The 21,332-nt window shown below is 70.0% G+C and carries 21 protein-coding genes; 7 read left to right on the top strand and 14 right to left on the bottom strand.

Annotated elements, in window-relative coordinates:
* Nucleotides 1–11 precede the first annotated feature (11 nt).
* On the top strand, nucleotides 12–2,660 hold the full coding sequence (glnD, locus tag BMZ38_RS03150; protein ID WP_245747159.1) for a [protein-PII] uridylyltransferase: 2,649 nt from the start codon (nucleotides 12–14) through the stop codon (nucleotides 2,658–2,660).
* Between the two features lie 68 nt (nucleotides 2,661–2,728).
* On the opposite strand, the gene BMZ38_RS03145 is transcribed toward glnD, so the two are convergent.
* Complete coding sequence (locus BMZ38_RS03145; RefSeq protein WP_091333975.1) at nucleotides 2,729–3,844, bottom strand: HD-GYP domain-containing protein; 1,116 nt, start codon at nucleotides 3,842–3,844, stop codon at nucleotides 2,729–2,731.
* A gap of 154 nt (nucleotides 3,845–3,998) precedes the next feature.
* Here BMZ38_RS03145 and dapD point away from each other — a divergent pair, with 154 nt between their 5' ends.
* The 3 genes from dapD to dapE all read left to right on the top strand — a co-directional run bounded on the left by dapD (nucleotide 3,999) and on the right by dapE (nucleotide 6,387).
* Nucleotides 3,999–4,826 (top strand): 2,3,4,5-tetrahydropyridine-2,6-dicarboxylate N-succinyltransferase, encoded by an 828-nt coding sequence (dapD, locus tag BMZ38_RS03140; protein WP_091333971.1) that lies wholly within the window; start codon nucleotides 3,999–4,001, stop codon nucleotides 4,824–4,826.
* Nucleotides 4,823–5,179 carry a Spx/MgsR family RNA polymerase-binding regulatory protein gene (locus BMZ38_RS03135; protein WP_091333969.1) on the top strand — a complete coding sequence of 119 codons (357 nt, stop codon included), beginning with the start codon at nucleotides 4,823–4,825 and terminating at the stop codon, nucleotides 5,177–5,179. The genes dapD and BMZ38_RS03135 overlap by 4 nt, the downstream gene beginning before the upstream one ends.
* Before the next feature lie 74 nt (nucleotides 5,180–5,253).
* Nucleotides 5,254–6,387 (top strand): succinyl-diaminopimelate desuccinylase, encoded by a 1,134-nt coding sequence (gene dapE, locus BMZ38_RS03130; protein ID WP_091333966.1) that lies wholly within the window; start codon nucleotides 5,254–5,256, stop codon nucleotides 6,385–6,387.
* 84 nt (nucleotides 6,388–6,471) lie between these two features.
* Here the strand turns inward: dapE and BMZ38_RS03125 are convergent, their stop codons facing one another.
* The 3 genes from BMZ38_RS03125 to BMZ38_RS03115 form a co-directional block, all read right to left on the bottom strand.
* Nucleotides 6,472–7,740 carry an RNA polymerase sigma factor gene (locus BMZ38_RS03125; RefSeq protein WP_091333963.1) on the bottom strand — a complete coding sequence of 423 codons (1,269 nt, stop codon included), beginning with the start codon at nucleotides 7,738–7,740 and terminating at the stop codon, nucleotides 6,472–6,474.
* Between the two features lie 126 nt (nucleotides 7,741–7,866).
* Complete coding sequence (locus BMZ38_RS03120; RefSeq protein WP_091333960.1) at nucleotides 7,867–8,292, bottom strand: YciI family protein; 426 nt, start codon at nucleotides 8,290–8,292, stop codon at nucleotides 7,867–7,869.
* Between the two features lie 79 nt (nucleotides 8,293–8,371).
* Nucleotides 8,372–9,166: a helix-turn-helix domain-containing protein gene (locus tag BMZ38_RS03115; protein ID WP_091333958.1), complete on the bottom strand. Its 795-nt coding sequence runs from the start codon at nucleotides 9,164–9,166 to the stop codon at nucleotides 8,372–8,374.
* A gap of 116 nt (nucleotides 9,167–9,282) precedes the next feature.
* Here BMZ38_RS03115 and BMZ38_RS03110 point away from each other — a divergent pair, with 116 nt between their 5' ends.
* A complete protein-coding gene (locus tag BMZ38_RS03110; protein ID WP_091333955.1) occupies nucleotides 9,283–9,672 on the top strand; it encodes a DUF3224 domain-containing protein in 390 nt (129 codons plus the stop codon).
* 94 nt (nucleotides 9,673–9,766) lie between these two features.
* Here the strand turns inward: BMZ38_RS03110 and BMZ38_RS03105 are convergent, their stop codons facing one another.
* Together BMZ38_RS03105 and BMZ38_RS03100 are read right to left on the bottom strand one after the other, a co-directional pair.
* Nucleotides 9,767–12,172 (bottom strand): penicillin acylase family protein, encoded by a 2,406-nt coding sequence (locus BMZ38_RS03105; protein ID WP_091333952.1) that lies wholly within the window; start codon nucleotides 12,170–12,172, stop codon nucleotides 9,767–9,769.
* Entirely contained in the window at nucleotides 12,169–12,960 is a 792-nt protein-coding gene (locus tag BMZ38_RS03100; RefSeq protein ID WP_091333951.1) for a phosphodiester glycosidase family protein, read from the bottom strand. Before BMZ38_RS03100 ends, BMZ38_RS03105 begins: the two co-directional genes overlap by 4 nt.
* A gap of 100 nt (nucleotides 12,961–13,060) precedes the next feature.
* Here BMZ38_RS03100 and BMZ38_RS03095 point away from each other — a divergent pair, with 100 nt between their 5' ends.
* Entirely contained in the window at nucleotides 13,061–13,555 is a 495-nt protein-coding gene (locus BMZ38_RS03095; RefSeq protein ID WP_091333948.1) for an NUDIX hydrolase, read from the top strand.
* A 102-nt stretch (nucleotides 13,556–13,657) separates the two neighbouring features.
* A complete protein-coding gene (locus BMZ38_RS03090; protein WP_091333946.1) occupies nucleotides 13,658–14,776 on the top strand; it encodes an alkene reductase in 1,119 nt (372 codons plus the stop codon).
* Between the two features lie 9 nt (nucleotides 14,777–14,785).
* Here BMZ38_RS03090 and BMZ38_RS03085 read toward each other — a convergent pair whose 3' ends face one another.
* The 8 genes from BMZ38_RS03085 to BMZ38_RS03050 form a co-directional block, all read right to left on the bottom strand.
* Complete coding sequence (locus BMZ38_RS03085) at nucleotides 14,786–15,562, bottom strand: lipoate--protein ligase family protein (protein WP_091333944.1); 777 nt, start codon at nucleotides 15,560–15,562, stop codon at nucleotides 14,786–14,788.
* Nucleotides 15,559–15,849: a lipoate-protein ligase small subunit gene (lplB, locus tag BMZ38_RS03080; protein ID WP_091333943.1), complete on the bottom strand. Its 291-nt coding sequence runs from the start codon at nucleotides 15,847–15,849 to the stop codon at nucleotides 15,559–15,561. The genes BMZ38_RS03085 and lplB overlap by 4 nt, the downstream gene beginning before the upstream one ends.
* Nucleotides 15,850–15,954: 105 nt before the next feature.
* Nucleotides 15,955–16,371: a DUF1801 domain-containing protein gene (locus tag BMZ38_RS03075; protein WP_091333940.1), complete on the bottom strand. Its 417-nt coding sequence runs from the start codon at nucleotides 16,369–16,371 to the stop codon at nucleotides 15,955–15,957.
* Nucleotides 16,372–16,373: 2 nt separating this feature from the next.
* On the bottom strand, nucleotides 16,374–16,784 hold the full coding sequence (locus BMZ38_RS03070) for a VOC family protein (protein WP_091333938.1): 411 nt from the start codon (nucleotides 16,782–16,784) through the stop codon (nucleotides 16,374–16,376).
* A 25-nt stretch (nucleotides 16,785–16,809) separates the two neighbouring features.
* The gene (locus BMZ38_RS03065; RefSeq protein ID WP_091333934.1) at nucleotides 16,810–17,265 is read right to left on the bottom strand and encodes a helix-turn-helix transcriptional regulator; all 456 of its coding nucleotides are present in this window, start codon (nucleotides 17,263–17,265) and stop codon (nucleotides 16,810–16,812) included.
* Between the two features lie 144 nt (nucleotides 17,266–17,409).
* A complete protein-coding gene (locus tag BMZ38_RS03060; RefSeq protein WP_091333931.1) occupies nucleotides 17,410–17,832 on the bottom strand; it encodes a hypothetical protein in 423 nt (140 codons plus the stop codon).
* 261 nt (nucleotides 17,833–18,093) lie between these two features.
* Entirely contained in the window at nucleotides 18,094–20,334 is a 2,241-nt protein-coding gene (gene parC / locus BMZ38_RS03055) for a DNA topoisomerase IV subunit A (RefSeq protein ID WP_091333929.1), read from the bottom strand.
* A 103-nt stretch (nucleotides 20,335–20,437) separates the two neighbouring features.
* The gene (locus BMZ38_RS03050; protein ID WP_425431840.1) at nucleotides 20,438–21,313 is read right to left on the bottom strand and encodes a TraB/GumN family protein; all 876 of its coding nucleotides are present in this window, start codon (nucleotides 21,311–21,313) and stop codon (nucleotides 20,438–20,440) included.
* Nucleotides 21,314–21,332 lie beyond the last annotated feature (19 nt).

The following is a 21,332-nucleotide window of genomic DNA, read 5'->3' as shown; positions in this document are numbered from 1 at the left end:
CCAAGCCAGTCGTGATCGCCGAACCCACCCGCCCCGCGCTGCCCCCGCTGCCTCGCCTGCCGCCGGCCGTCCCGCGCTCGGGCGTCTCGGTGGAAGCCCGCCGTGCGCTGCGCCAGCTGCTCGATGACACTGACCGTGCACTCGCCGCCGCCTTCCGCGACGGTGCCGACGCCGGCGACCTGTCGAAACGCCGCGGCGAAGTGGTGGCGCGCGTGGTCGCCCACGTCTGGACGGCCTGCCTGGGGGAGGTCGAAGGCGCCGCGTTGTTCGCCGTAGGCGGCTTCGGCCGGGGCCTGCTGTTCCCCCATTCGGACGTGGACCTGCTGGCGCTGGTGCGCGAAGCCCAGCCGGCTCGCCTGCGGGCGCTGGAGCAATGCTTCGCCACGCTGTGGGACGTGGGCCTGAAGGTCGGCCATGCCGTGCGCGACCCGCTGCAATGCCGTGCCCTCGCCGCGCAGGAAGCCGGCGTGTTCACCAGCCTGCTCGACGCGCGCCGGCTCGCCGGCGATCCGGCGCTGGACGCGGACCTGCGCGCCATCGTCGACGACCCGGCGCTGTGGCCGCCTGCCGCCTACCTGGCCGTGCGCCTGGCCGAGCGCGACGCGCGCCACGCGCGCTACGACGACACCGCCTACAACCTCGAACCGAACATCAAGGAAGGCCCTGGCGGCCTGCGCACGCTCGACGCGCTGCGCTGGCTCGGGCTGCGCCTGGCGCATGCCGACGGCTTCGCGGCGATGGTCGGCGAGGGCCTGCTGGATCCGGCCGAGCGCGCCACGCTGGAGGAGTCCGAGGCGACCCTGCGCCGCTACCGCTACGCGTTGCACCTGGAGGCCAGCCGCGCCGAGGAGCGGCTGCTGTTCGACTACCAGCGCGCGCTGGCGGCGCGCCTGGGATTCGTCGACGAGCACGCCACCAACCTCGGCGTCGAACAGTTCATGCAGGGCTACTACCGCGCCGCCAGCCAGATCGAGCGGCTGGGGGTGCAGATCGTCGAGCGCTTCGAGGAGATGCTCGAGCCGGCGCAGACCGCGGTGCCGGTGGGCGAGGATTTCCTGCGCTACGGTTCGCGCCTGGCCGCGCGCGAACCGGACGTGTTCGTGCGCCGTCCGGCCGCACTGGTGGAGGCGTTCACCGCGCGCCTGGGCGAGCCGGGCATCGTCGGCTTCACCGCCGACACCATGCGGCGCATCCACCAGGCTACCGCGCTGCATGACGGGGCCCTGGCCGCCGACCGCGACGTGCTGGCCGCGTTCCTGCGCCTGCTGCGCCAGGGTGCGCGCGCGGTCGACGCGCTGTGGCGGATGAACCGCCACGGCCTGCTCGCCGCGATCCTGCCCGCGTTCGGCCGCGTGTTCGGGCGCATGCAGTACGACCTGTTCCACGTCTACACGGTCGACGAGCACACCCTGCGCGTGCTGCACAACGTGGCGCGCTTCGCCGATCCGGCGGCGCAGGCGGAATTCCCGCTGGCGCGCGAGATCTGGCCGACCCTGCCGGCACCCGAAGTGCTGCTGCTGGCGGCGCTGTTCCATGACATCGCCAAGGGCCGCGGCGGCGATCACTCGGTGCTCGGCGAGGAAGAGGCGCGCGCGTTCTGCCGCAAGCTGGGCCTGCCGCCCAACGATGTCGAGCGCGTCGCCTGGCTGGTGCGCCATCACCTGCTGATGAGCGTGACCGCGCAGCGCCAGGACATCACCGACCCGGAGGTGGTGGCGCGCTTCGCCGACGTGGTGGAGAACCGCGAGCAGCTCGGCCAGCTCTATCTGCTCACCATTGCCGACATCATCGGCACCAGCCCCAAGCTGTGGAATGGCTGGAAGGACCGCCTGCTGGCCGATCTCTACGGCGCCACCCGCTACGCGTTGCGCAGCGACGTGGAACTGCCCCGCGATGCCGCCACCCGCGTGCGCGAATGCCAGGGCTACGCGCTGCCACTGCTGGAGGCCGACGGCTTCGACGCGGCTACGGTGATGCGCGTGTGGGCCGATTTCCCGCAGGCCAGCTTCCTGCGACACCGGCCCGAGCAGATCGCCTGGCAGACGGCGGCGATCCTGCGTGCCGGCGGCGTGCTGCCGCTGATCGCGGTGCACCCGTTGTCGGTGCGTGGCACCACCGAGCTGTTCGTCTACACGCCCGACCGCGACGGGTTGTTCGCTACCGTCACCGCCATGCTGGACCGCCTGCGCCTGTCGGTGCTCGAGGCGCGCGTGCTGGTCTCGCCGCACGGCATGGCGCAGGACACGTTCCTGTTGCTGGATACCGAAACGCAGCAGCCGGCCACGCCCGCCCGCGCGGAGGAACTACAGCAGCGCCTGGCCCGCGCACTGGCGCAGGCAGTGCCGGTGCATCCGGCGCGGCGCAGCGCGTCGCGACAACTGAAGCATTTCCAGATGACGCCACGCATCAGCTTCCATGCCGCCGGCGAACGCACCCAGCTGGCGCTGGTGTGCACCGATCGGCCGGGTCTGCTCGCCGCAGTGGCGCAGGCCATGGTCGAAGCACAGGTGCGCGTGCATGACGCGCGCATCGCCACGTTCGGCGAGCGGGTGGAGGATTTCTTCCAGCTCACCGACCGCAGCGATGCGCCGCTGAACGAGGCGCAGCAGGAGCGGTTGAAACAGGCTCTGCTGGCACGGCTGTGCATGCCGCCGATGTAGAAGCGCCTGGATGCGGCCGGGGTGCCCTGCGGCCGCGCGCCAGCCGTGTTCCAGCATGCGTCGGAGGATCACGCCGCCGCGTCGGCGCCCCACAATGCCTCCATGTCCACCCGGATATCCAGGGCGCCGAGGTCGACCACTTCGGCGACCGCGTGTGCTTCGACGTCGCCGCGGCGGCGGATCGGGGTCGACGTGCGCAGGCCATCGTGGGTGGTGAGCGAGGCGACCACCGGCTGGTGGCCTGAGGCCCCGCGCTGGGTGACCACCGCGACCGAGCCGTTGCGCAGGCGCACGCCGGTGCCGGGTGGATAGATGCCCAGTGTCTTGATGAACATGCGCGCCAGCCGTTCGTCCAGCGCCGCGCCTTCGTTGAGGAACAGCCAGCGCAGCGCGAGGTTGGGCTGCAGTGGCGGCCGGTAGTCGCGGCCGGACACGCGTGCGCAATAGACGTCCGCCAGGGCCAGCAGGCGCGCCGGCCGGCCGATCTCCTCGCCCCGCTTGCCGCCGGGATAGCCGCTGCCGTCGGCACGCTCGTGGTGGTCGCGCACGGCATTGAGCCAGGCGGCGCTGGCGATGCCGTGGTCGCGCAGTCGCGCCACACCGACTTGGCAGTGCGCACGCACCACTGCGTGCTGCTCGTCCGACAGCGGCCCCTCCAGCGCGACCAGCTGGTCGTGCAGCTCGAACATGCCGATGTTCATGGTCAGCGCGGCGGACACGGTGGCCGCCAGTTCGGACGGATCCAGCCCCACCGCCGCGCCGGTGAGCTGGCAGGCGATCGCGGCGTTGACCGCGTGGCGGGTGCCGTAGGGCCCATCGGTGCGCAGCAGGATGCTGGCCAGCGCCACGTCGGGCTGGCGCCGGCAGGCCGCACGGACCCGTTCGGCGATTTCCGCCACGGAGCCGGGGAAATCCGCCGGCGTCGGATCGGCCAGGAGCACCTGCAGCCGCTCGCGCGCGTCGATCACCTGCGCCAGCGGCGAGGGTGCCGGTGGCAGGAACGGGCCGCGGCACTCTTCCTCGGTGCCGTAGAAGATCCCGTGCTGCAGCAGCTTTTCCAGCTGCGCCTCGTTGCCGATCACCTGGCCCAGCCGCATGAGCAGCTTGCCCCTGGCGTCGTAGGCATTGAAGCGTAAAGGTTGTCCGACCGTGATTTCGGCCGGGTCGATCGGGCGCCGTGGCATGGCTTCGCTTCTCCGGCTCCGCCGAAGCGCGCGAGCCGCTTGCGGAGCGAAGGGACATCGGCAGCGCGTGCGCGAACTTGAGTTTTCCGGCGTGCGCGCCCGCCCTCTCCGTATACTTGGGCGTTTCCGCATGCATCCATCAAGGCGCGCTTCCATGCCCTCCATCGACAGCCTGATCGACGACGCCTTCGAGCGCCGCAACGAACTCACCCAGAGCGAGATCGAAACCCACCTGCGTCCGGCGCTGGCCCAGGTGATGGACCTGCTCGAGTCCGGCGAGCAGCGCGTGGCCGAGCCGGACGGCAAGGGCGGCTGGAAGGTCAACCCGTGGCTGAAGAAGGCGGTGCTGCTGTACTTCCGCATCAATGGCAACCGGGTGGTCGACGGCGGCGCGGCGCTGGCCTTCGACAAGGTGCCGCTGCGCTTCGGCCACGGCAACGACGCCGAACTGGAAATGCTCGGTGCGCGCGTGGTGCCCGGCGCGCTGGTGCGCCGCGGCGCGCACATCGCCAAGGACGCGGTGCTGATGCCGAGCTACGTCAACATCGGCGCCTACGTCGGGCCCGCCACGATGGTCGATACCTGGGCCACGGTCGGTTCCTGCGCGCAGATCGGTGCGCGCGTACACCTGTCCGGCGGCGTCGGCATCGGTGGGGTGCTGGAGCCGCTGCAGGCCAACCCGACCATCATCGAGGACGAATGCTTCATCGGGGCGCGCTCGGAGGTGGTCGAGGGCGTGGTAGTGGAGAAGGGCAGCGTGATCGGCATGGGCGTGTTCCTGGGCCAGTCCACCCGCATCTACAACCGTGCCACCGGCGAGGTCAGCTACGGCCGCATCCCGGCCGGCAGCGTGGTGGTGGCCGGCAGCCTGCCGGCGAAGGACGGCAGCCACAGCCTGTACGCCGCGGTGATCGTCAAGCAGGTGGACGAGAGAACGCGCGCCAAGACCGGCATCAACGAACTGCTGAGGAGCGCCGAATGAGCGCGCGGCTGTACGGCTTGCCCAACTGCGATACCTGCAGGAAGGCGCGCAACTGGCTGGCACGCTTCGAGGTGCCGCACACATTCGTCGACTACCGCGCCGATCCGGTGCCGGCGGCCACGCTCAAGGCCTGGGCGCAGCAGCTGGGCGGCTGGGAGAAGCTGGTCAACAAGTCCTCCACCACCTGGCGCAACCTGCTGCCGCAGCGCAAGAACCCGGGCAGCGATCCGGAGTGGACGCTGTTGCTGAAGGAGTACCCCGCGCTGGTGCGCCGGCCGGTGGTGGTGCAGGACGATGGGTCGGTGAGGGTGGGCTTCACCGACAACGGCTTCAAGAAGCTGTTCGGCAAGTGAGTGGCAGGGCGAGCCCGCGCTCGCCGGCAGACCCCCGGGCGGAAGTGGATGTTTGGAGCGATTGCGAGGGCACCATGAGCGATGTGCTGGAACTGGCCTGTGACCTGATCGCCCGCCGTTCGACGACCCCCGAGGACGCCGGCTGCCAGGCGTTGATCGCCGGGCGCCTGACCGGCGCCGGCTTCGCCATCGAACACCTGCGCCATGGCGAGGTGGACAACCTCTGGGCCACGCATGGCAGCGGCGGCCCCACGCTGGTCTTCCTCGGCCACACCGACGTGGTGCCCAGCGGCCCCGAGTCGTCCTGGCAAAGCGCGCCGTTCGAACCGGAGGTGCGCGGCGGCTGCCTGTACGGTCGCGGCGCCGCCGACATGAAGGGCTCGGTCGCGGCGATGGTGGTGGCGCTGGAGCGTTTCGTGGCCGCGCATCCGCACCACGCGGGTCGGGTCGCCCTGCTGCTGACCAGCGACGAGGAAGGGCCGACCAACCTCGACGGCGTGCGACAGGTGACCGACGCCTTTCGCACCCGCGGGGAACGGCTGGACTGGTGCGTGGTGGGCGAGCCGTCGTCGAAGCGGCGGCTCGGCGATCTGGTGCGCGTCGGCCGGCGCGGCTCGCTGTCGGCCACGCTCACCGTGCGCGGTGTCCAGGGCCACGTGGCCTATCCGGAGAAAGCCATAAACCCCATCCATGCCTTCGCCCCGGCACTGGTGGAGCTTGCGGCCACGCGCTGGGACGAGGGCAACGCGGATTTCCCGCCGACCTCGTTCCAGGTCTCCAACCTCAACGCCGGCACGGGAGCGACCAACGTGATCCCCGGCACGCTGGTGGCGCAGGTCAATTTCCGTTATTCCACGGCAAGCACGGCCGCCGAGCTGCGCGCGCGGACCGAAGCGATCCTCGATCGCTACGGCCTTGACTGGCAGCCGGACTGGAACCTGTCCGGCGAGCCGTTCCTGAGCCCTCCCGGTGGGCGTTTGCGGGAGACGGTGCGGGCCGTGTGCCTCGAGCTCTGCGGGGTGGACCCGGAGCAGAGCACCGGCGGCGGCACGTCCGACGGGCGTTTCATCGCACCGCTGGGCGCCGAGGTGGTGGAGCTGGGACCGGTCAACGCGACGATCCACAAGGTGGACGAGTGCGTCGCCGTGGGCGACCTCGAACGGTTGCCGGCGCTCTACCAGGCTATCTGCGAAAGGCTGCTGGCCTGAGAGCGGTGAGCAGGGTGCGCTCCTGGCGCCCTCCCTCCGGGGAGAGCGGGCTGGGGTGAGGGGCCGCGCTGGCGAAAGGTGCTCCTACGGCGCAGCCGTCGATCCACACTTCGCCGCCCGCTCCAGCATCACCGCCCGCTCCTGCGCGTTGAGCGTCATCCCCGCGGCCCGCTCGAACTCCAGGCGTGCCTCGCCGCCGCGCCCCAGTTTCGCCAGCAGATCCCCGCGTACCGCCGGCAGCAGGTGATAGCCGGACAGCGCCGGGTCAGCGCGCAAGGCATCGACCAGCGCCAGCCCGGCGGCAGGCCCGTCGGCCATCGCCACCGCCACCGCGCGGTTGAGTTCCACCACCGGCGAGGGCGCCGCGTGGGCGAGCCGGGCGTAGAGCGCCGCGATGCGCGTCCAGTCGGTCGCCTCCGCCGTGGGCGCGCGGGCGTGGCACGCGGCGATCGCCGCCTGCAAGGCGTACGGCCCCTCGGCGCCGCCGAGCCTGCCGGCCCGCTCCAGTAGCTCCAGGCCACGATGGATCAGCAACTGGTCCCACAGCGCGCGGTTCTGTTCCAGCAACAGGACCGGCCGGCCATTCGCGCCCACGCGCGCACGGCTGCGCGAGGCCTGGATCTCCATCAGCGCCAGCAGCCCCAGCACCTCTGGCTCGCGTGGCATCAATCCGACCAGGGTGCGGCCCAGGCGCAGGGCCTCCTCGCACAGCGCCGGACGCATCCAGTCGTCGCCGGCGGTCGCGGTGTAGCCCTCGTTGAAAATGAGGTAGATCACGCCGAGCACCGCGGCAAGGCGCGAGGACAGCTCCTCTGCGCGCGGCACCTCGAACGGCACGCGCTTGTCGGCCAGGGTGCGCTTGGCGCGCACGATGCGCTGGGCGATGGTCGGCTCGGAAGCGAGGAAGGCGCGGGCGATCTCGGCTGTGGTGAGGCCACCGAGCAGGCGCAGGGTGAGCGCCACCTGCGCCTCGGTCGAGAGCGCCGGATGGCAGGCGGTGAAGATCAGCCGCAACAGGTCGTCACCGATGTCGTCGTCGAGCGCTTCCAGGTTGGGCATCGTGAACGCCTCGTGCTCCGGATCGCCATCCAGCGCCGCGTGCTTGCGCTCGACCAGCTGGCGGTGCCGCAGCAGGTCGATGCCGCGCCGCTTGGCCGCCGTCATCAGCCAGGCGCCGGGGTTGTCCGGCACGCCCGAGGTCGGCCAGCGTTCCAGCGCCGCGACCAGCGCGTCCTGCGCCAGTTCTTCGGCAAGGTCGATGTCGCGCACGACGCGGATCAACGCGGCGACCAGCTTGGGCGCCTCCAGGCGCCAGACGGTTTCAATCGCGCGGTGGGTATCGGCTTGGCTCATGCGGCCGATCAGACCATCGCACGGGAAGGCGGGCAAGCCCGCGGAGGACCTGCAGGGCGGGCTACAGCTCACCGTGCACCGCGCGAATGAGCAGCGGGCGGGCTCAAGCCAAGCCAATCCGACGCGTCATGTCTTGCCGGCGATCTCCCCGCGCATGCGTTCCTCTGCGGCGCGCAGCTCGGGTGTCATCGCCTCGCCGAAATCCTCCGCTTCGAGCAGCGGGCGGATCTCGATCGAGCATTCGCCTTCGAACGGCGCGGGGCAGCGGCGCACCCATTCCAGCGCCTCGTCCATTGAGCGCACCTGCCACAGCCAGAAACCGGCGATCAGCTCCTTGGCTTCGGCGAAGGGGCCGTCCACCACGCTGCGACCGCCGCCGGCGAAGTACACGCGCTTGCCGCGCGCGCTCGGCTGCAGGCCCTCGCCGGCGAGCATCACGCCGGCCTTCACCAGTTCCTCGTTGAATGCCGTCATCTCGCGCAGCAGCTTTTCGCTCGGCATCACGCCGGCTTCCGATTCCGCCGTGGCGCGGACCATCACCATGCATCGCATCGTCGTCTCCTCGGATCGGCGGAGTGCCGGTTCCTGATGGCACGACGGGCCGGCGGGCCGGATTTCGACAATGCGCAGGTCAGTGCCGGCCTTCGCGGCGTTCGTACTCCCCGGGCGGGTGGCCGACCAGCCGGGTGAAGTCGCGCACGAAATGGGCCTGGTCGAAGTAGCCCAGCGACAGCGCGAGCTCGGCCCAGGCGATCGCCCGCCCGGCCTGCATCTGCGCGAGCGCTTCGTGCAGGCGGTAGCGGCTGATGACCCACTTCGGCGACACGCCCACGTACTGGCCGAACAGGCGCTGCAGCGTGCGCACGCCCATTCCGGCGGACTCGGCCAGCGACTGCACCGTGGTGAGCGCCGGGTCGGCCGCGATCCGTGCCACCAGCGCACCTGCGCGGGTCGCCTGTGGATCGGGCGCGGGCAGGTGCGCCACCAGGTGGCGGTCGACGACCGCAGCCATCGCCTCCATCGAATCGCAGGCCAGCACCTCGGCCTCCAGCGAGGCGGCGCCGGAAAGCACCCGCGTGATCGGCAGCGAGCGATTGGCAAGCGTGGCCACCGGACGCCGCAGGAAAGGATGGAAGCCGCCCGCGCGGAACTTCACGCCGAACACGCAGCCGCATCCCTCCAGCACCCGCACGAAGCGCCCGCCATGCACGCCGTAGATGCGCGAGAGCCCGCGCTCGATGATCAGTTGCACGTTGGGGTGCGGCAGGGTCTCCTGCGTCTGCGGGGCATCGAGCTTCCAGCGCACGCGCCAGTAGTGCTCGATGAAGGGGGCGAGCGCCGGATCGGGCGCATGCCGGCGATGTTCGAGCTCGCCGTCCAGGTGCTGGCGGAGCACGCCGCGGGGTTGGCCGAGGTCCGGGTTCATGGCGGTCGCATTTTTCCAATCGCAGAGGCCGCGCGCGTGGTGCAATGGCTGGGCCCGCGGTCCTCGGCCATGATCACACGACGAGGCTCGTATCCACGATCCGACAGGAGCTCTCCATGCACGCCAGCGGCACTTTCGACGTCAAGCTCGCCCCGCAACCGCCCGCGCCCGGCACGGAGCCGGCGGGCCTCGGGCGCCTGAGCATCGACAAGCGTTTCCACGGCGATCTGGAGGCGACCAGCCTGGGCGAGATGCTCTCGGCCGGTACCGAAGTGCCGGGCTCGGCCGGCTACGTGGCGATCGAGCGGGTGACCGGCACGCTGCACGGGCGCGAAGGCAGCTTCGTGCTGATGCACTACGGACTGATGGAGCGCGGGACGCCGGGCCTGCGCGTGTCGGTAGTGCCGGATTCGGGTACCGGCGCGCTGGAAGGGATTCGGGGCGAGCTGACGATTCTCATCGAGCAGGGGCGGCACGAATATGGGTTCGAGTACGAGTTGCCTTGAGCGGCATCGCCCGCGACGTCGTGGTGCCAGGACGGTTCTCGTGGAAGTCCGAGGGCCAGCCCCGCCCCTCATCCGACCTCTTCGCGGGGTCTGGTCAGGGAGATTTGGGGAGCAGGGTCAGCGTCCATTTCACGGGCCCGGGCATTAGCGGCGTCGGCCGGCCATCGACCCAGTCGGCGTGCCCGGCGCCGTAGTAGGGCGCCAGCGGGTTGTCGCTCTGTCCGCCGGGCATTTCCAGGATGCCCTGCGCCTCGTGCCCGGGCGACACGGCCAGCCGCTCGGAGGCGCCGAAGCCCGGCGCGGCCACGCGCGGCATGTTGGCGTCGCCCGGCAACGGCTCGTCGGGCATGTCCAGAAAGTGCGTGAGGAAACGCGGCAGCGCGGGCGAGAGCGGATGGCGGATGCGGGCCGGATTGACCTCGCCCCAGGTGCGGGCAGCCAGGCCGCCCGGACGTGTGCCGAGCGTGGACGCCACGCGGCGTGCGGCATCCTGCAGCAGCGCGTTCCAGCTCTTGTAGCGTGGATCGAGCAGCCACGCCGGCTGGTCGCGCAGCAGCGACCACACGGCTGCCTCGGCGTTGCCCCCGCCGTAAGGCCAGGCGAAATCCGCAAAGCGTGCCCTCACGCGCGCAACGAAGGGCGCCAGCACCAGCCGATGCACCTCGTCACGAAAGGCCCGCACCAGCCGATAGTCCACGCTGTCCGGTGCGGCCCGGTTGCGCCAGCTGGCGGTGAGCTCGCGCATCTGCCGCAGCGCCGGATCACGCGCGCCGGCCAACGTATCCTGCAGCAGGCGCTGCCAGGGCGTGAGGAACACCGCGCGGTCGTCCAGCTGGATGTCGAGCAGGTTGCCCGTGGTGAACGCGCCGTGCGCTGCCAGGTCGTCGCGGATCTGCTGGGCGCGTGCACCCAGGTCGTGGCCGCCGTTGCCGAGCAGGTCCAGCGCAGCACCGTCGGCCGTCCGGTTGTTGGCGGTCCACAGGCGGCCGCCGGCCGGATCGACCACGCGCGGGTATTGCGCGGGCGCAACCCAGCCCTGCCAGGTACCGCTGGCCTGCGATCCGTCCATCGGCAGCTGTGGCTCGCTTTCCGGCGCGCGCAGCGGGATGGCGTTGCCGGCAATGGTCCAGCCGATGTGGCCCTCGCGGTCGGCCACCAGCAGGTTCTGCGGCGGCATGCCCAGGGTCGGCGCCAGCTCCAGGGCTGCGGCGACGCTGGTCGCGCGCTCGAGCTGCATCAGGCCAAGGTTGTAGGCGCGCGGGTAGTGGGCGATCCAGGCGAGCGCCAGCGGCGTGCCGTCCGTGTCGTTGGCCAGGATCGGGCCCCAGCGCGTGTCCTGCACGTCCAGCACGCGGTCGGGCGCGTCCTTGATGTGGATGCGCTCGGCGTGGTGCTCGATCGCGGCCCAGCCACCGGGCACCCTGTAGCGCGAGGGGTCGGCCGGATCGCCGGTGACCCGCACCCAGTCCATCCAGTCGCCGTAGCTGTTGGTGAAACCCCAGGCGATCTGCCCGTTGGAGCCGACGATCAGCGCCGGCGTGCCGGGCAGGGTCACGCCCACCGCGTCGCGGATGCCGCCGGGCGCACTGGTGTCGGGATAGCGCAGGCGCGCGCGGAACCAGATGTCCGGCACGCGCAGGCCCAGGTGCATGTCGTTGGCCAGCATCGCCGCGCCGCTGTCGGTCAGCGCGCCGGCGACGGCAAAGTTGTTGCTGCCGGGATAACGGTCGCTCCGGCTGGACGTGTCGGCCGCCGGGATCGCCGCGGTGGCGGGCACCCGGCGCAAATCGAACACCGAAGCATCGGGGATCACCGGCGGGTGCGACAGCGTGCCGGTGATCGGCGCCTCCCAGTCGGGGTCCGGCGCCAGCAGGAAATCCACCAACGGACCGGGCAACGCCGCGCGCATGCGCGCGATATCGAGCTCGCGGGTGTCGTGGCCGTGGCCGTGCAGGTCCAGATACATCGCGGCGATCACCAGCGATGTGTCTTCCGAACGCCAGGGTTTCGGATCGCTACCCAGCAGAAAATATTCCCACGGCTTCTCGCGCAGATCGGCCAGGCCGGCGTTGACGCCGTCGCGGTAGCGGTCCACCACCTGCTGCTGCCGTGGTGTCAACGCCGCGTATGCCGCCTGCGCCACGGAACGCAGGCGATGGCGGCGGATGTCCAGGTCGCTGTCCAGCGCCGCCTTGCCGACCAGCTCGGCCAGTTCGCCGGCTGCCACGCGGCGCATCAGGTCCATCTCGAACCACCGCTCCTGCGCGTGCACGAAGCCGATCGCATAGGTGGCATCGGCGCGGCTGCGCGCCTCGATGGTGACGCTGCCGCTGGCGTCGCGTGTGATCTCGACCGGCGCGGTCAGGCCCGCCACCCGCAGCTTGCCCTCGAGCCGCGCACGGCTGCCGGCGAGCAGGTACCATCCCGCCGCGAACGTCACCCCCAGCAGCACCAGCACGGCCAGCAGCAGCCAGCGCCACGGGCGGAAGCGACGGCTCATTCGGGCGCGAACACGGCGAACATCCCGGCGTAGGGCCTGACCATGAAGGCCGGCGCACCTGCGTAGCCCTCGCCGTCCAGATAGAACTGCGAGATGGTGCCATCGAGGAACAGCGCATCGCGGCAGCCGAGCTCGTCGCGGAACAGCCGTGCGAAGGTGTGGAAGTTCACCGGCGCCTCGCTCACCGCGAACACCACGTTGTGCGGCGTGCGTGCGCATACGCCGCTGCGCCACTTGAGGCTGTCCGAGTCGTGCACGAAGGCGGGATTGATCCTGCCGTCGATCACCAGCATCGGTCCCGACTGCGTCGCCCAGCGCGCCTTGCGTCCGTCCGCCTTGAACTGCGCGCTGGTCTGCACTGCCGCCCGGCCGTCCGGATAGATCGCGAACACGCCATTGGGCAGCAGCGAGAAATTGCCCGAGGCCGGGTTGCCATGCGCCATGTTGAGCGGCACCAGCGTCTTGCCATTCTCCACGTACAGCCCCAGCGGCTTGAACGATGCGTCGTAGATGCCCGCGTTGGCGGCGAAAAGCAGCCGCCGTCCGTTTGACTCGCCCCACTGGCGCAGGCTGTCGATGGTGCCGAACGGCTCGTCGCTGCCCGGTTCGCGCCAATGCAGGGTCAGCGGCTCGCGCTCGAGGTCGATGCTGACCACGCGATAGTTCTGCCCTTCGAACGCCCGCACCTCGCTGTCCAGCGCGCGCGCCTGCGGTGCACAGCCGGCCAGGGTGGCCAGCAGCAAAGCGGCAATCGAGGCGAGCGGAAGGCGAGGGACGAGGCGGATCATTCGCCGATGGTCGCCGCCTTGGCGCGACAGGCGCAAGTGTGTGCGCGGCACGCGTTCATCGGCGGCGCTACACTGCCCGCTTTGCCGCCGTTTCCCGCCGATGCCGACCCCCTATTGCCCCATCGTCGCCACGCTCGGCTACGTGCTTTCGCCGGACCGCGAACGGGTGTTAATGATCCACCGCAACGCACGGCCGGACGACCAGCACCTGGGCAAGTACAACGGCCTGGGCGGCAAGATGGAGCCGGGCGAGGACATCGCCGCCTGCATGCGCCGCGAGATCCGCGAGGAAGCCGGCATCGAGTGCACCTCGATGCGCCTGCGCGGCACGCTCAACTGGCCTGGTTTCGGCAAGCAGGGCGAGGACTGGCTCGGCTTCATCTTTTTGATCGACGCCTTCGAGGGCAGTTGCCACGCGGGCAACCATGAAGGCACGCTCGAATGGGTGCCGCGCACCCGGCTGATGGAACTGCCGATGTGGGAAGGCGACCGGCACTTCCTGCCGCTGGTGTTCGACGACGACCCGCGGCCGTTCCACGGCGTGATGCCGTACCGGGAAGGCCGCATGCAGTCGTGGTCGTACAGCCGCCTATGAGCGCGGCGCGGGACATTCGGGAACATTGTCGTCAGGTTTGCCTGCCGCGGCATTGACGGGCCTTTTGGCAGCATCGGCGGATTCACTTTGCCGGAGGCCTGCATGACTGCTCGCGACGCGAACCCCCTGTTCCAACCCGGTCGCCTGGGTGCCATCGCCATTCCCAACCGCGTGGTGATGGCGCCGCTCACGCGCAACCGAGCCACGCCCGAACGGCTGCCCTCGCCGCTGGCCGCGGAGTATTACGGCCAGCGCGCCAGCGCGGGGCTGATCGTCAGCGAGGCGACGCAGATCAGCCCGGTGGGGCAGGGTTACCTGGATACCCCTGGCATCTACAACCAGCCGCAGGCCCGTGCCTGGCGGCGCGTCACCGACGAGGTGCACCGGCGCGGCGGCCGCATCGTCGTGCAGTTGTGGCACGTGGGCCGCATCTCTCATACCAGCCTGTTGCCGCCCGGCGAGGTGCCGGTCGCCCCGAGCGCGATCCGCGCCGACGCGATGACCTTCACCCGCGAGGGCTTCGTGCCGGTGTCCGCCCCCCGCGCTCTGCACATCGAGGAGATTCCCGGGCTGATCCAGGACTACCGCCGCGCCGCACGGCTTGCGATGCAGGCGGGCTTCGATGGCATCGAGGTCCATGGGGCCAACGGCTACCTCATCGACCAGTTCCTGCGCGACGGCAGCAACCACCGCACCGACGCCTACGGCGGCAGCATCGAGAACCGCACGCGGCTGTTGTTCGAGGTGATGCGTGCGGTAGTGGAGGAGATCGGTGCGGAGCGCTGCGGCGTGCGCTTGTCACCGGTGACCCCGGCCAACGACGCCCACGATTCCAACCCGCAACCGCTGTTCGAGCGGGCGGTCGAGCGGATCAGCCCTTTCGGGCTCGCCTACGTGCACGTGATCGAGGGTGCCACCGGCGGACCCCGCGACAACCTCCCGTTCGACTACCGCGCCATGCGTGCGAAGTTCGCCGGACCGTGGATTGCCAACAACGGCTACGACAAGATCATGGCGATCGAGGCGATCCAGTCGGGCTACGCCGACGCGATTGCCTTCGGCATGGACTACGTCTCCAACCCCGATCTGGTGCGCAGGCTGCGCGAGGACGCCCCGCTGGCGCCGGCCGAGCGAGGGACGCTCTACGGCGGCGGTGCGCATGGCTACATCGATTATCCCGCGCTGGGACAGGCTGGCGAGTCGGTGCGAAGGACGGGCTGAGCCGATGGCTCAGGCGACCTCGCCGGTCCAGGCACCGTCGCTGAACTTGCCCAGCGCGAGCGCTTGCGCCTGCTCCAGTTCCGCCGGCCGCAAGGTGTCTTCGGCCAGTCCATGCAGGCGGCGGAAGGTGGCAATCATATGGTCGATGATCGCATCGCGCGGCAGGCCGGTCTGGCTGCGCAGCGGATCGACGCGCTTGGCGGCGCTTTGCGTGCCCTTGTCCGACAGCTTCTCGCGGCCGATGCGAAGCACGTCCAGCATCTTGGCCGCGTCGATGTCGTAGGCCATGGTGACGTGGTGCAGCACCGCGCCGCCGCGGTGGGCCTGCGCGGCGCCGGCGATCTTGCCGCCTTCGGAGGTGATGTCGTTGAGCGGCTGGTACCAGGCCTTGATGCCCAGTTCGCCCAGCGCCTCCAGCGTCCAGGCGTCCATCCAGGCATAGGCCTCCTGGAAGCTCATGCCCTTGATCAGCGAGAGCGGTGCGTAGATCGAGTAGGTGATGGTGTTGCCCGGCTCGATGAACATCGCGCCGCCGCCGGAGACCCGTCGCACGACTTCGATGCCATGGCGCCGCGCCGCCTCGGCATCGACCTCGTTGCGCAGCGACTGGAAACGCCCGATCACCACGGCAGATCCGCCCCATTCCCAGATCCGCAGGGTCGGCGGGCGGCGCCCGGTACCCACTTCATGGGTGAGCACTTCGTCCAGCGCCATGTGCAGCGCGGGCGGTTGCGGATCGACGTGGATGAGGTGCCAGTCGTGGTCGCGCCACAGCGTGCGGGTCATGCAGCCGCTCCCTGGTCGATCGCGCGGCGGACCGCCACGGCGATGGCTTCGGGAGAGACGCCATACATCATCACCCCGGGCGCGAGTTGCACGCGGATGGCCGTGGCGAGCATATGTTCGTCGGCCCCGGCATCCTGGCCTTCCAGTGCAGCATCGATGGCGTGCAGGGCGTCGTCGGGCTCCAGGAAGAAGTCGCCGCTGACCTGGACCTGGGCCAGGCAGCCGTCGCTGATGGCCAGGTCGACCACGACCAGCTTGCCGCCTGGCATCTTGTATTCGCCGTGCATCGGCCGCTCCGCGCCATCGCTTGCAGGCGGGAAGGGTAATGCTTTTCGCCGCGCGGATGGCGTCGGAACCGTCGCCCGGCGGCGATCCCCGCCCCGCTTGTCGGGCTATCGTGTCGCGGAGGTGTTCAACGCCATCGCGGCGCGGATGAGCGCCTTCAACGCCTTCTCGTCGATCTCGTCGCCTTCGTGGAGATCGATCGCGCGACGCGTGTTGCCGTCGAGGCTGGAGTTGAACAGCCTCGCCGGATCGTCCAGTCTGGCGCCCTTGGCGAAGGTCATCTTCACGACGTTCTTGTAGGTCTCGCCGGTGCACAGGATGCCGGCGTGCGACCACACCGGGACGCCGCGCCATTTCCACTCCTCGATGACGTCGGGGTCGGCCTCCTTGATGAGGGCGCGGAGGCGGGCGAGCATCTGGCCACGCCAGTCGGCCAGCTCCTCGATTCGTGCGTCGATCAGCCGGGACGGCGCTTGGGCGCTCGTGGTCGCGGACGCGGGCGGCGCTTGCCTGCGGGGTGGCATGGTCAGCGCACTTCGTTGATGCGTACGTGGTTGCCTGCCGGATCGCGGAAGGCGCAGTCGCGCACGCCGTAGGGTTGCTCGGTCGGCTCCTGGATGACCTCGGCGCCGCTGGCTTCCAGCCGCGCAAAGGTGCCGTCCAGATCACGGCTGGCCAGGATGATCATGGCGAACGTGCCTTTGGCCATCATCTCGCCGATGGTGCGCCGCTCGTCGTCGGTGAGGCCGGGCGTGGCGGCCGGCGGGTGCAGCACGATCGAGGTATTCGGCTGGCCGGCCGGACCGACGGTGATCCAGTGCAGGCCGTTGTATTCGACGTCGTTGCGCACCTCGAAGCCGAGGGTGTCGCGATAGAAGGCCAGCGAGGCCTTCGGGTCGGTGTGCGGCAGGAAGGCGGAATGGATGGTCAGGTCCATGGCGGTCGCTCCGGTGTGGGGGCGCTCAGTCTAGGTGCGGATCGCCGACGGGCGCTTCTCGATTCCTGATCGGTCGGGTGACCTGCTTGGCCACGCACGAGGGGATGCCCGCAGTGGCCCGCGTCTCCCTGCGGCGGTAGGCGCTGGGCGACATGCCGACCAGCTCGGTGAAGCGGGTGCTGAAGGTGCCCAGCGACGCACAGCCGACCGTGAAGCAGACTTCGGTGATGCTGAGGTCGCCCCGGCGCAACAGTGCCATGGCGCGCTCGATGCGGCGGGTCATCAGGTAGGCGTAGGGCGATTCGCCGTAGGCCAGCTTGAACTGGCGGCTAAGGTGACCGGCCGACATGCCGATGCCGCGGGCGAGCGCTTCGACGTCCAGCGGCTGCGCGTATTCGCGGTCGATGCGGTCGCGCACGCGGCGCAGGCGCGCGAGGTCGCGCAGGTGGGTCGTCGCGGTGAATGGCACGGATGGCTGCATGGTCGTGTTGCCTCGCCCGCGAGTGGAGCACAGGCGGAGGGACGGTGCCAGCAATCGGGGACGACGCGTCAGCTCGGATGGCGCATCGGGTTCGGCTGGTGCCACGAGGCGCCGGCGGGCCCGCAAGGACGCAGCTCAGAACCGTCAGTGCCCGCGGCCGTGGAAGTGCCCGTTGCCGGCGCCGATCGAGACGCTGACCCCGCCGGTGGGATGGTCGCAGCTACCGAAGGCCTTGCTTAGGTTGACCGTGCCTTGCTGGTAGCTGCCGTCGACGTGATTGCCGCTCATGACGCCCATGCCGACGCTGCCGTGCATCTGCGGCCGGTTGTAGGTGGCATCGTCGCAATCGGGTACGACCGCGGCGGCTTCATCGTCGGCGGCGGTGCGGCCGCTGTGGTCGCCGTAGTAAACGCCGGGGGTACTGGGCGGCTTCGGTGCCGTGCTGGCCGCAGCGGGCAGGCCGCCCGGCGGAAGCTTGAGGTTGAGCGGCCTGCCTGCGTCCTGCGCCCAGGCCGGCATGGCCAGCAGGGTGGCGAGGAGGACGGCGGTGGGAAGCTGGGGACGCATGGCGGGATCCGGTGGAGCGGTGCCTGTATCAACGGGCGGGACGTGGTCGCGTGTACCGGGGTTGGAGTGGTGGCGGGAGGGAAAGTTCGGCTTTCCTGTTGCCTCTCTCCTCCGGGGAGAGGATCGAGGTGAGGGGCGGGCGCGCGGGAAAGGTGGATGAGTCCCCCAGCCTGAGTGGAGGCTCGTCGCACGAGTGGCCCCTCACTCCAGCCCCTCTCCCGGAGGGGAAAGGGAGCAGTGTACGGCGGCTTGCGGGTCGTCTCAGCCGGTGGTTTCGATGCGTTCCACGCGGCGCAGGCCGCGCGGCAGCAGGCCGCCGCGGGTGGCGCGGTTGCCGCCGTATTCGACCAGGTCGTTCCAGCGCAGGGTGAGCTTGCGCTGGCCCGCGTAGAGGGTCACTTCGCCCTTGCCCTCGCTGACCACGGCAATGCCGGCCACGCGCTCCTCGCCGCTGGCGAGCTTGGCCTTGGGCACTTCGATCAGCTTGTTGCCCTTGCCCTTGTCGAGCTCGGGCAGTTCTGCGACGGAGAACATCAGCAGGTGGCCCTCGGTGGTGACCACCACGATGCGGTCGCGCGCCGGGTCGGCGCTCGTCTGTGGTGCGAGCACCCGGGCGCCATCGCTCAGCGAGATGATCTGCTTGCCCGCCTTGTTGCGCCCGGTGAGCGCGTCGAAGCGGGTGACGAAGCCATAGCCGAAGTCGGTGGCCAGGATCAGCCGCGTGTCGTTGTCGCCGGCGGTGAGCGCGTCGAAGCTGGCGCCGGCGGGTGGGCTGAAACGACCGGTCAGAGGCTCGCCGTTGCCGCGCGCCGACGGCAGCGTGTGCGCCGGCGTGGAGTAGCTGCGGCCGGTGGAGTCGATCACCGCAATCTGCTGGGTGGTGCGCGCCTTCATCGCCGCGAGTAGGCCGTCGCCTTCGCGGTAGTTCAGGCCTTCGGCGTCGACGTCGTGGCCCTTGGCAGCGCGGATCCAGCCCTTCTGGCTGAGCACCACGGTGACCGGCTCGCTGGCGACCAGCGCGCTCTCGTCCAGCGCCTGAGCCACTTCGCGCTCGACCAGCGGCGAGCGGCGCTCGTCGCCGTACTTGGCCGCGTCCGCCTGCAGTTCGCCCTTGATCAGGGTCTTCAGCTTGGCCGGCGATTTCAGCAGCACGTTGATCCGCGCGCGTTCTTCCTCCAGCTGGTTGCGCTCGGACTCGATCTTCATTTCTTCGAGCCGGGCCAGCTGGCGCAGCCTGGTCTCGAGGATGTAGTCGGCCTGCTCGTCGGAGAGCCTGAAGCGCTTCATCAGCACCGGCTTGGGCTCGTCTTCGGAGCGCACGATGCGGATCACCTCGTCCAGGTTGAGGTAGGCGATGTGCAGGCCTTCGAGCAGGTGCAGGCGCCGTTCGACCTTGCCCAGGCGATGGGTGAGGCGGCGGGTGACCGTGTCGGTGCGGAAGCTCAGCCACTCGGTGAGGATCTTCTTCAGGTCCTTTACCTGCGGCCGGCCGTCCAGGCCGATCATGTTGAGGTTGACCCGGTAGCTCTTCTCCAGGTCCGTGGTGGCGAACAGGTGCTGCATGACCTCGGCCGGGTCGACCCGATTGCTGCGCGGCACGACCACCAGGCGGATCGGGTTCTCGTGGTCGGACTCGTCGCGCAGGTCCTCGACCATCGGCAGCTTCTTGGCGCGCATCTGCGCGGCGATCTGCTCGAGGATCTTCGAAGGGCTCACCTGGTGCGGCAGCGCGGTGACGACGATGTTGCCGTCCTCCACCTGGTAGACCGCACGGGCACGCAGCGAACCGGTGCCGGTCTGGTAGATCGACAGCAGTTCCTTGCGCGGAGTGATGATCTCCGCCGCGGTCGGATAGTCCGGGCCGGGCACGTGCTGGGCCAGGTCGGCGACGGTGGCGTCGGGGTTGTCCAGCAGGTGGATGCAGGCGGCCACCACCTCGCGCAGGTTGTGCGGCGGGATGTCGGTAGCCATGCCGACGGCGATGCCCATGGAACCGTTGAGCAGCACGTGCGGTACGCGCGCGGGCAGCCAGCTCGGTTCCTCCAGCGTGCCGTCGAAGTTCGGCACCCAGTCGACCGTGCCGTGCGCCAGTTCGCCCAGCAGCGCCTCGGCAATGGGGCTCAGCTTCGACTCGGTGTAGCGCATCGCCGCGAAGCTCTTCGGATCGTCCGGCGAGCCGAAGTTGCCCTGGCCGTCGACCAGCGGGTAGCGGTAGGAGAACGGCTGTGCCATCAGCACCATGGCTTCGTAGCACGACGAATCGCCATGTGGATGGAACTTGCCGATCACGTCGCCGATCGTGCGGGCGGACTTCTTCGGCTTGGCCGTGGCGGCCAGGCCCAGCTCGCTCATCGCGTAGATGATGCGCCGCTGCACTGGCTTGAGGCCGTCGCCGACGAAGGGCAGCGCGCGGTCCAGCACCACGTACATCGAGTAGTCGAGGTAGGCCCGCTCGGCGTATTCCTTGAGCGGGATCTGTTCGAAGTTGGCTTGCAGGTTCATGCAGGGGGTTCTGGCACAGGTAACCGGCCGATGGTGCCAGATCGGCCGCGGGGGGGACAGCCGGCCGCCCCGCCGGGGCGCTGGCGGCCGTTCCTGGCGGGGCTCAGCGCCGCTCGGCGGTGATGCCGTCCTTGGCCAGCTGCGCCTGCACGCTGTCGGTACCGGCCAGGTGAGCGGCGCCGACGGCGATGAACACGACGCCCGGCTGCTGCAGCATCCCCGCGATCTGCCGCGCCCAGGTTTCGTTGCGTTCGACCAGCAGGCGCTGGTAGAGCTGCGGCTCCTCGCGGCGCATCAGGTCGTTCTCCAGCCGGGCGATGGCCTGGTCGTCACCGTCTTTCCATGCATCGATGAGCGCCTTGAGCTCCACGCTGGCGCGGTCGGTGTCGCGCAGTGTCGAGCGCAGCAGCGCCAGCTGCATGGCCTGCGGCATGTCGGCGAGGAAGCGGATCTGCTGCTCGGCGGTTTCCAGCGCGCGAACCGGCTTGCCGGTCTTCTCCATGGCGCTGCGCAACTGCTTGTCCACGCCGGCGGCCGGATCCAGCCCGGCCTGGGTCAGCGGCGCGACGGTAAGGGTGAGCGCCGCCAGCCATGGGCGCATCACGTTGAGCGCGGCGACGCCGCCGGGCACGTTGGCCAGCCGGGCGGCGCGGTCCAGCCGGTCGCGATCGAACGGCGTCAGCAAGGTGGAAAGCGGATGCGCCATGTCCAGGCCGTAGCGCATGACCAGGGCGGTCATGTTGGACTGGTCGTCGTCGGTGATTTCCACGTACAGCGCCCGGCTGTCCGACAGCGCCTTGTCCAGCGCAGGAAAGTGCCAGTCGGTGTCGCTGGGGAGGAGGTGGACCGTACCGAACAGGTAGATCGTGGTGTCGGCGTCCTTGACGACCCACAATGCCGGATGCGCCAGCGCGGGAGTTGCGAACAGGCCCGTCAGCAGGACCAGGAGCAGAGCGCGGAGCCTGGCAAGCGGGTTCACGATGGCGTTCCCCATGAGA

Origin of the sequence: Frateuria terrea, assembly GCF_900115705.1 — a bacterium.
GTDB lineage: Bacteria > Pseudomonadota > Gammaproteobacteria > Xanthomonadales > Rhodanobacteraceae > Frateuria_A > Frateuria_A terrea.
Note: the sequence above shows the minus strand (reverse complement) of the source record. Positions and strands in the feature narration are given on the sequence as shown.

What these genes read in the sequence shown, in the direction of transcription:
- BMZ38_RS03145 (WP_091333975.1), bottom strand. Translation starts at nt 3,844, where the DNA reads ATGCCACGGCGCCCGATCGACCCGGCCGAAATCACGGTCGGACAACCT.
- dapD (WP_091333971.1), top strand. Translation starts at nt 3,999, where the DNA reads ATGCCCTCCATCGACAGCCTGATCGACGACGCCTTCGAGCGCCGCAAC.
- BMZ38_RS03135 (WP_091333969.1), top strand. Translation starts at nt 4,823, where the DNA reads ATGAGCGCGCGGCTGTACGGCTTGCCCAACTGCGATACCTGCAGGAAG.
- dapE (WP_091333966.1), top strand. Translation starts at nt 5,254, where the DNA reads ATGAGCGATGTGCTGGAACTGGCCTGTGACCTGATCGCCCGCCGTTCG.
- BMZ38_RS03125 (WP_091333963.1), bottom strand. Translation starts at nt 7,740, where the DNA reads ATGAGCCAAGCCGATACCCACCGCGCGATTGAAACCGTCTGGCGCCTG.
- BMZ38_RS03120 (WP_091333960.1), bottom strand. Translation starts at nt 8,292, where the DNA reads ATGCGATGCATGGTGATGGTCCGCGCCACGGCGGAATCGGAAGCCGGC.
- BMZ38_RS03115 (WP_091333958.1), bottom strand. Translation starts at nt 9,166, where the DNA reads ATGAACCCGGACCTCGGCCAACCCCGCGGCGTGCTCCGCCAGCACCTG.
- BMZ38_RS03110 (WP_091333955.1), top strand. Translation starts at nt 9,283, where the DNA reads ATGCACGCCAGCGGCACTTTCGACGTCAAGCTCGCCCCGCAACCGCCC.
- BMZ38_RS03105 (WP_091333952.1), bottom strand. Translation starts at nt 12,172, where the DNA reads ATGAGCCGTCGCTTCCGCCCGTGGCGCTGGCTGCTGCTGGCCGTGCTG.
- BMZ38_RS03100 (WP_091333951.1), bottom strand. Translation starts at nt 12,960, where the DNA reads ATGATCCGCCTCGTCCCTCGCCTTCCGCTCGCCTCGATTGCCGCTTTG.
- BMZ38_RS03095 (WP_091333948.1), top strand. Translation starts at nt 13,061, where the DNA reads ATGCCGACCCCCTATTGCCCCATCGTCGCCACGCTCGGCTACGTGCTT.
- BMZ38_RS03090 (WP_091333946.1), top strand. Translation starts at nt 13,658, where the DNA reads ATGACTGCTCGCGACGCGAACCCCCTGTTCCAACCCGGTCGCCTGGGT.
- BMZ38_RS03085 (WP_091333944.1), bottom strand. Translation starts at nt 15,562, where the DNA reads ATGACCCGCACGCTGTGGCGCGACCACGACTGGCACCTCATCCACGTC.
- lplB (WP_091333943.1), bottom strand. Translation starts at nt 15,849, where the DNA reads ATGCACGGCGAATACAAGATGCCAGGCGGCAAGCTGGTCGTGGTCGAC.
- BMZ38_RS03075 (WP_091333940.1), bottom strand. Translation starts at nt 16,371, where the DNA reads ATGCCACCCCGCAGGCAAGCGCCGCCCGCGTCCGCGACCACGAGCGCC.
- BMZ38_RS03070 (WP_091333938.1), bottom strand. Translation starts at nt 16,784, where the DNA reads ATGGACCTGACCATCCATTCCGCCTTCCTGCCGCACACCGACCCGAAG.
- BMZ38_RS03065 (WP_091333934.1), bottom strand. Translation starts at nt 17,265, where the DNA reads ATGCAGCCATCCGTGCCATTCACCGCGACGACCCACCTGCGCGACCTC.
- BMZ38_RS03060 (WP_091333931.1), bottom strand. Translation starts at nt 17,832, where the DNA reads ATGCGTCCCCAGCTTCCCACCGCCGTCCTCCTCGCCACCCTGCTGGCC.
- parC (WP_091333929.1), bottom strand. Translation starts at nt 20,334, where the DNA reads ATGAACCTGCAAGCCAACTTCGAACAGATCCCGCTCAAGGAATACGCC.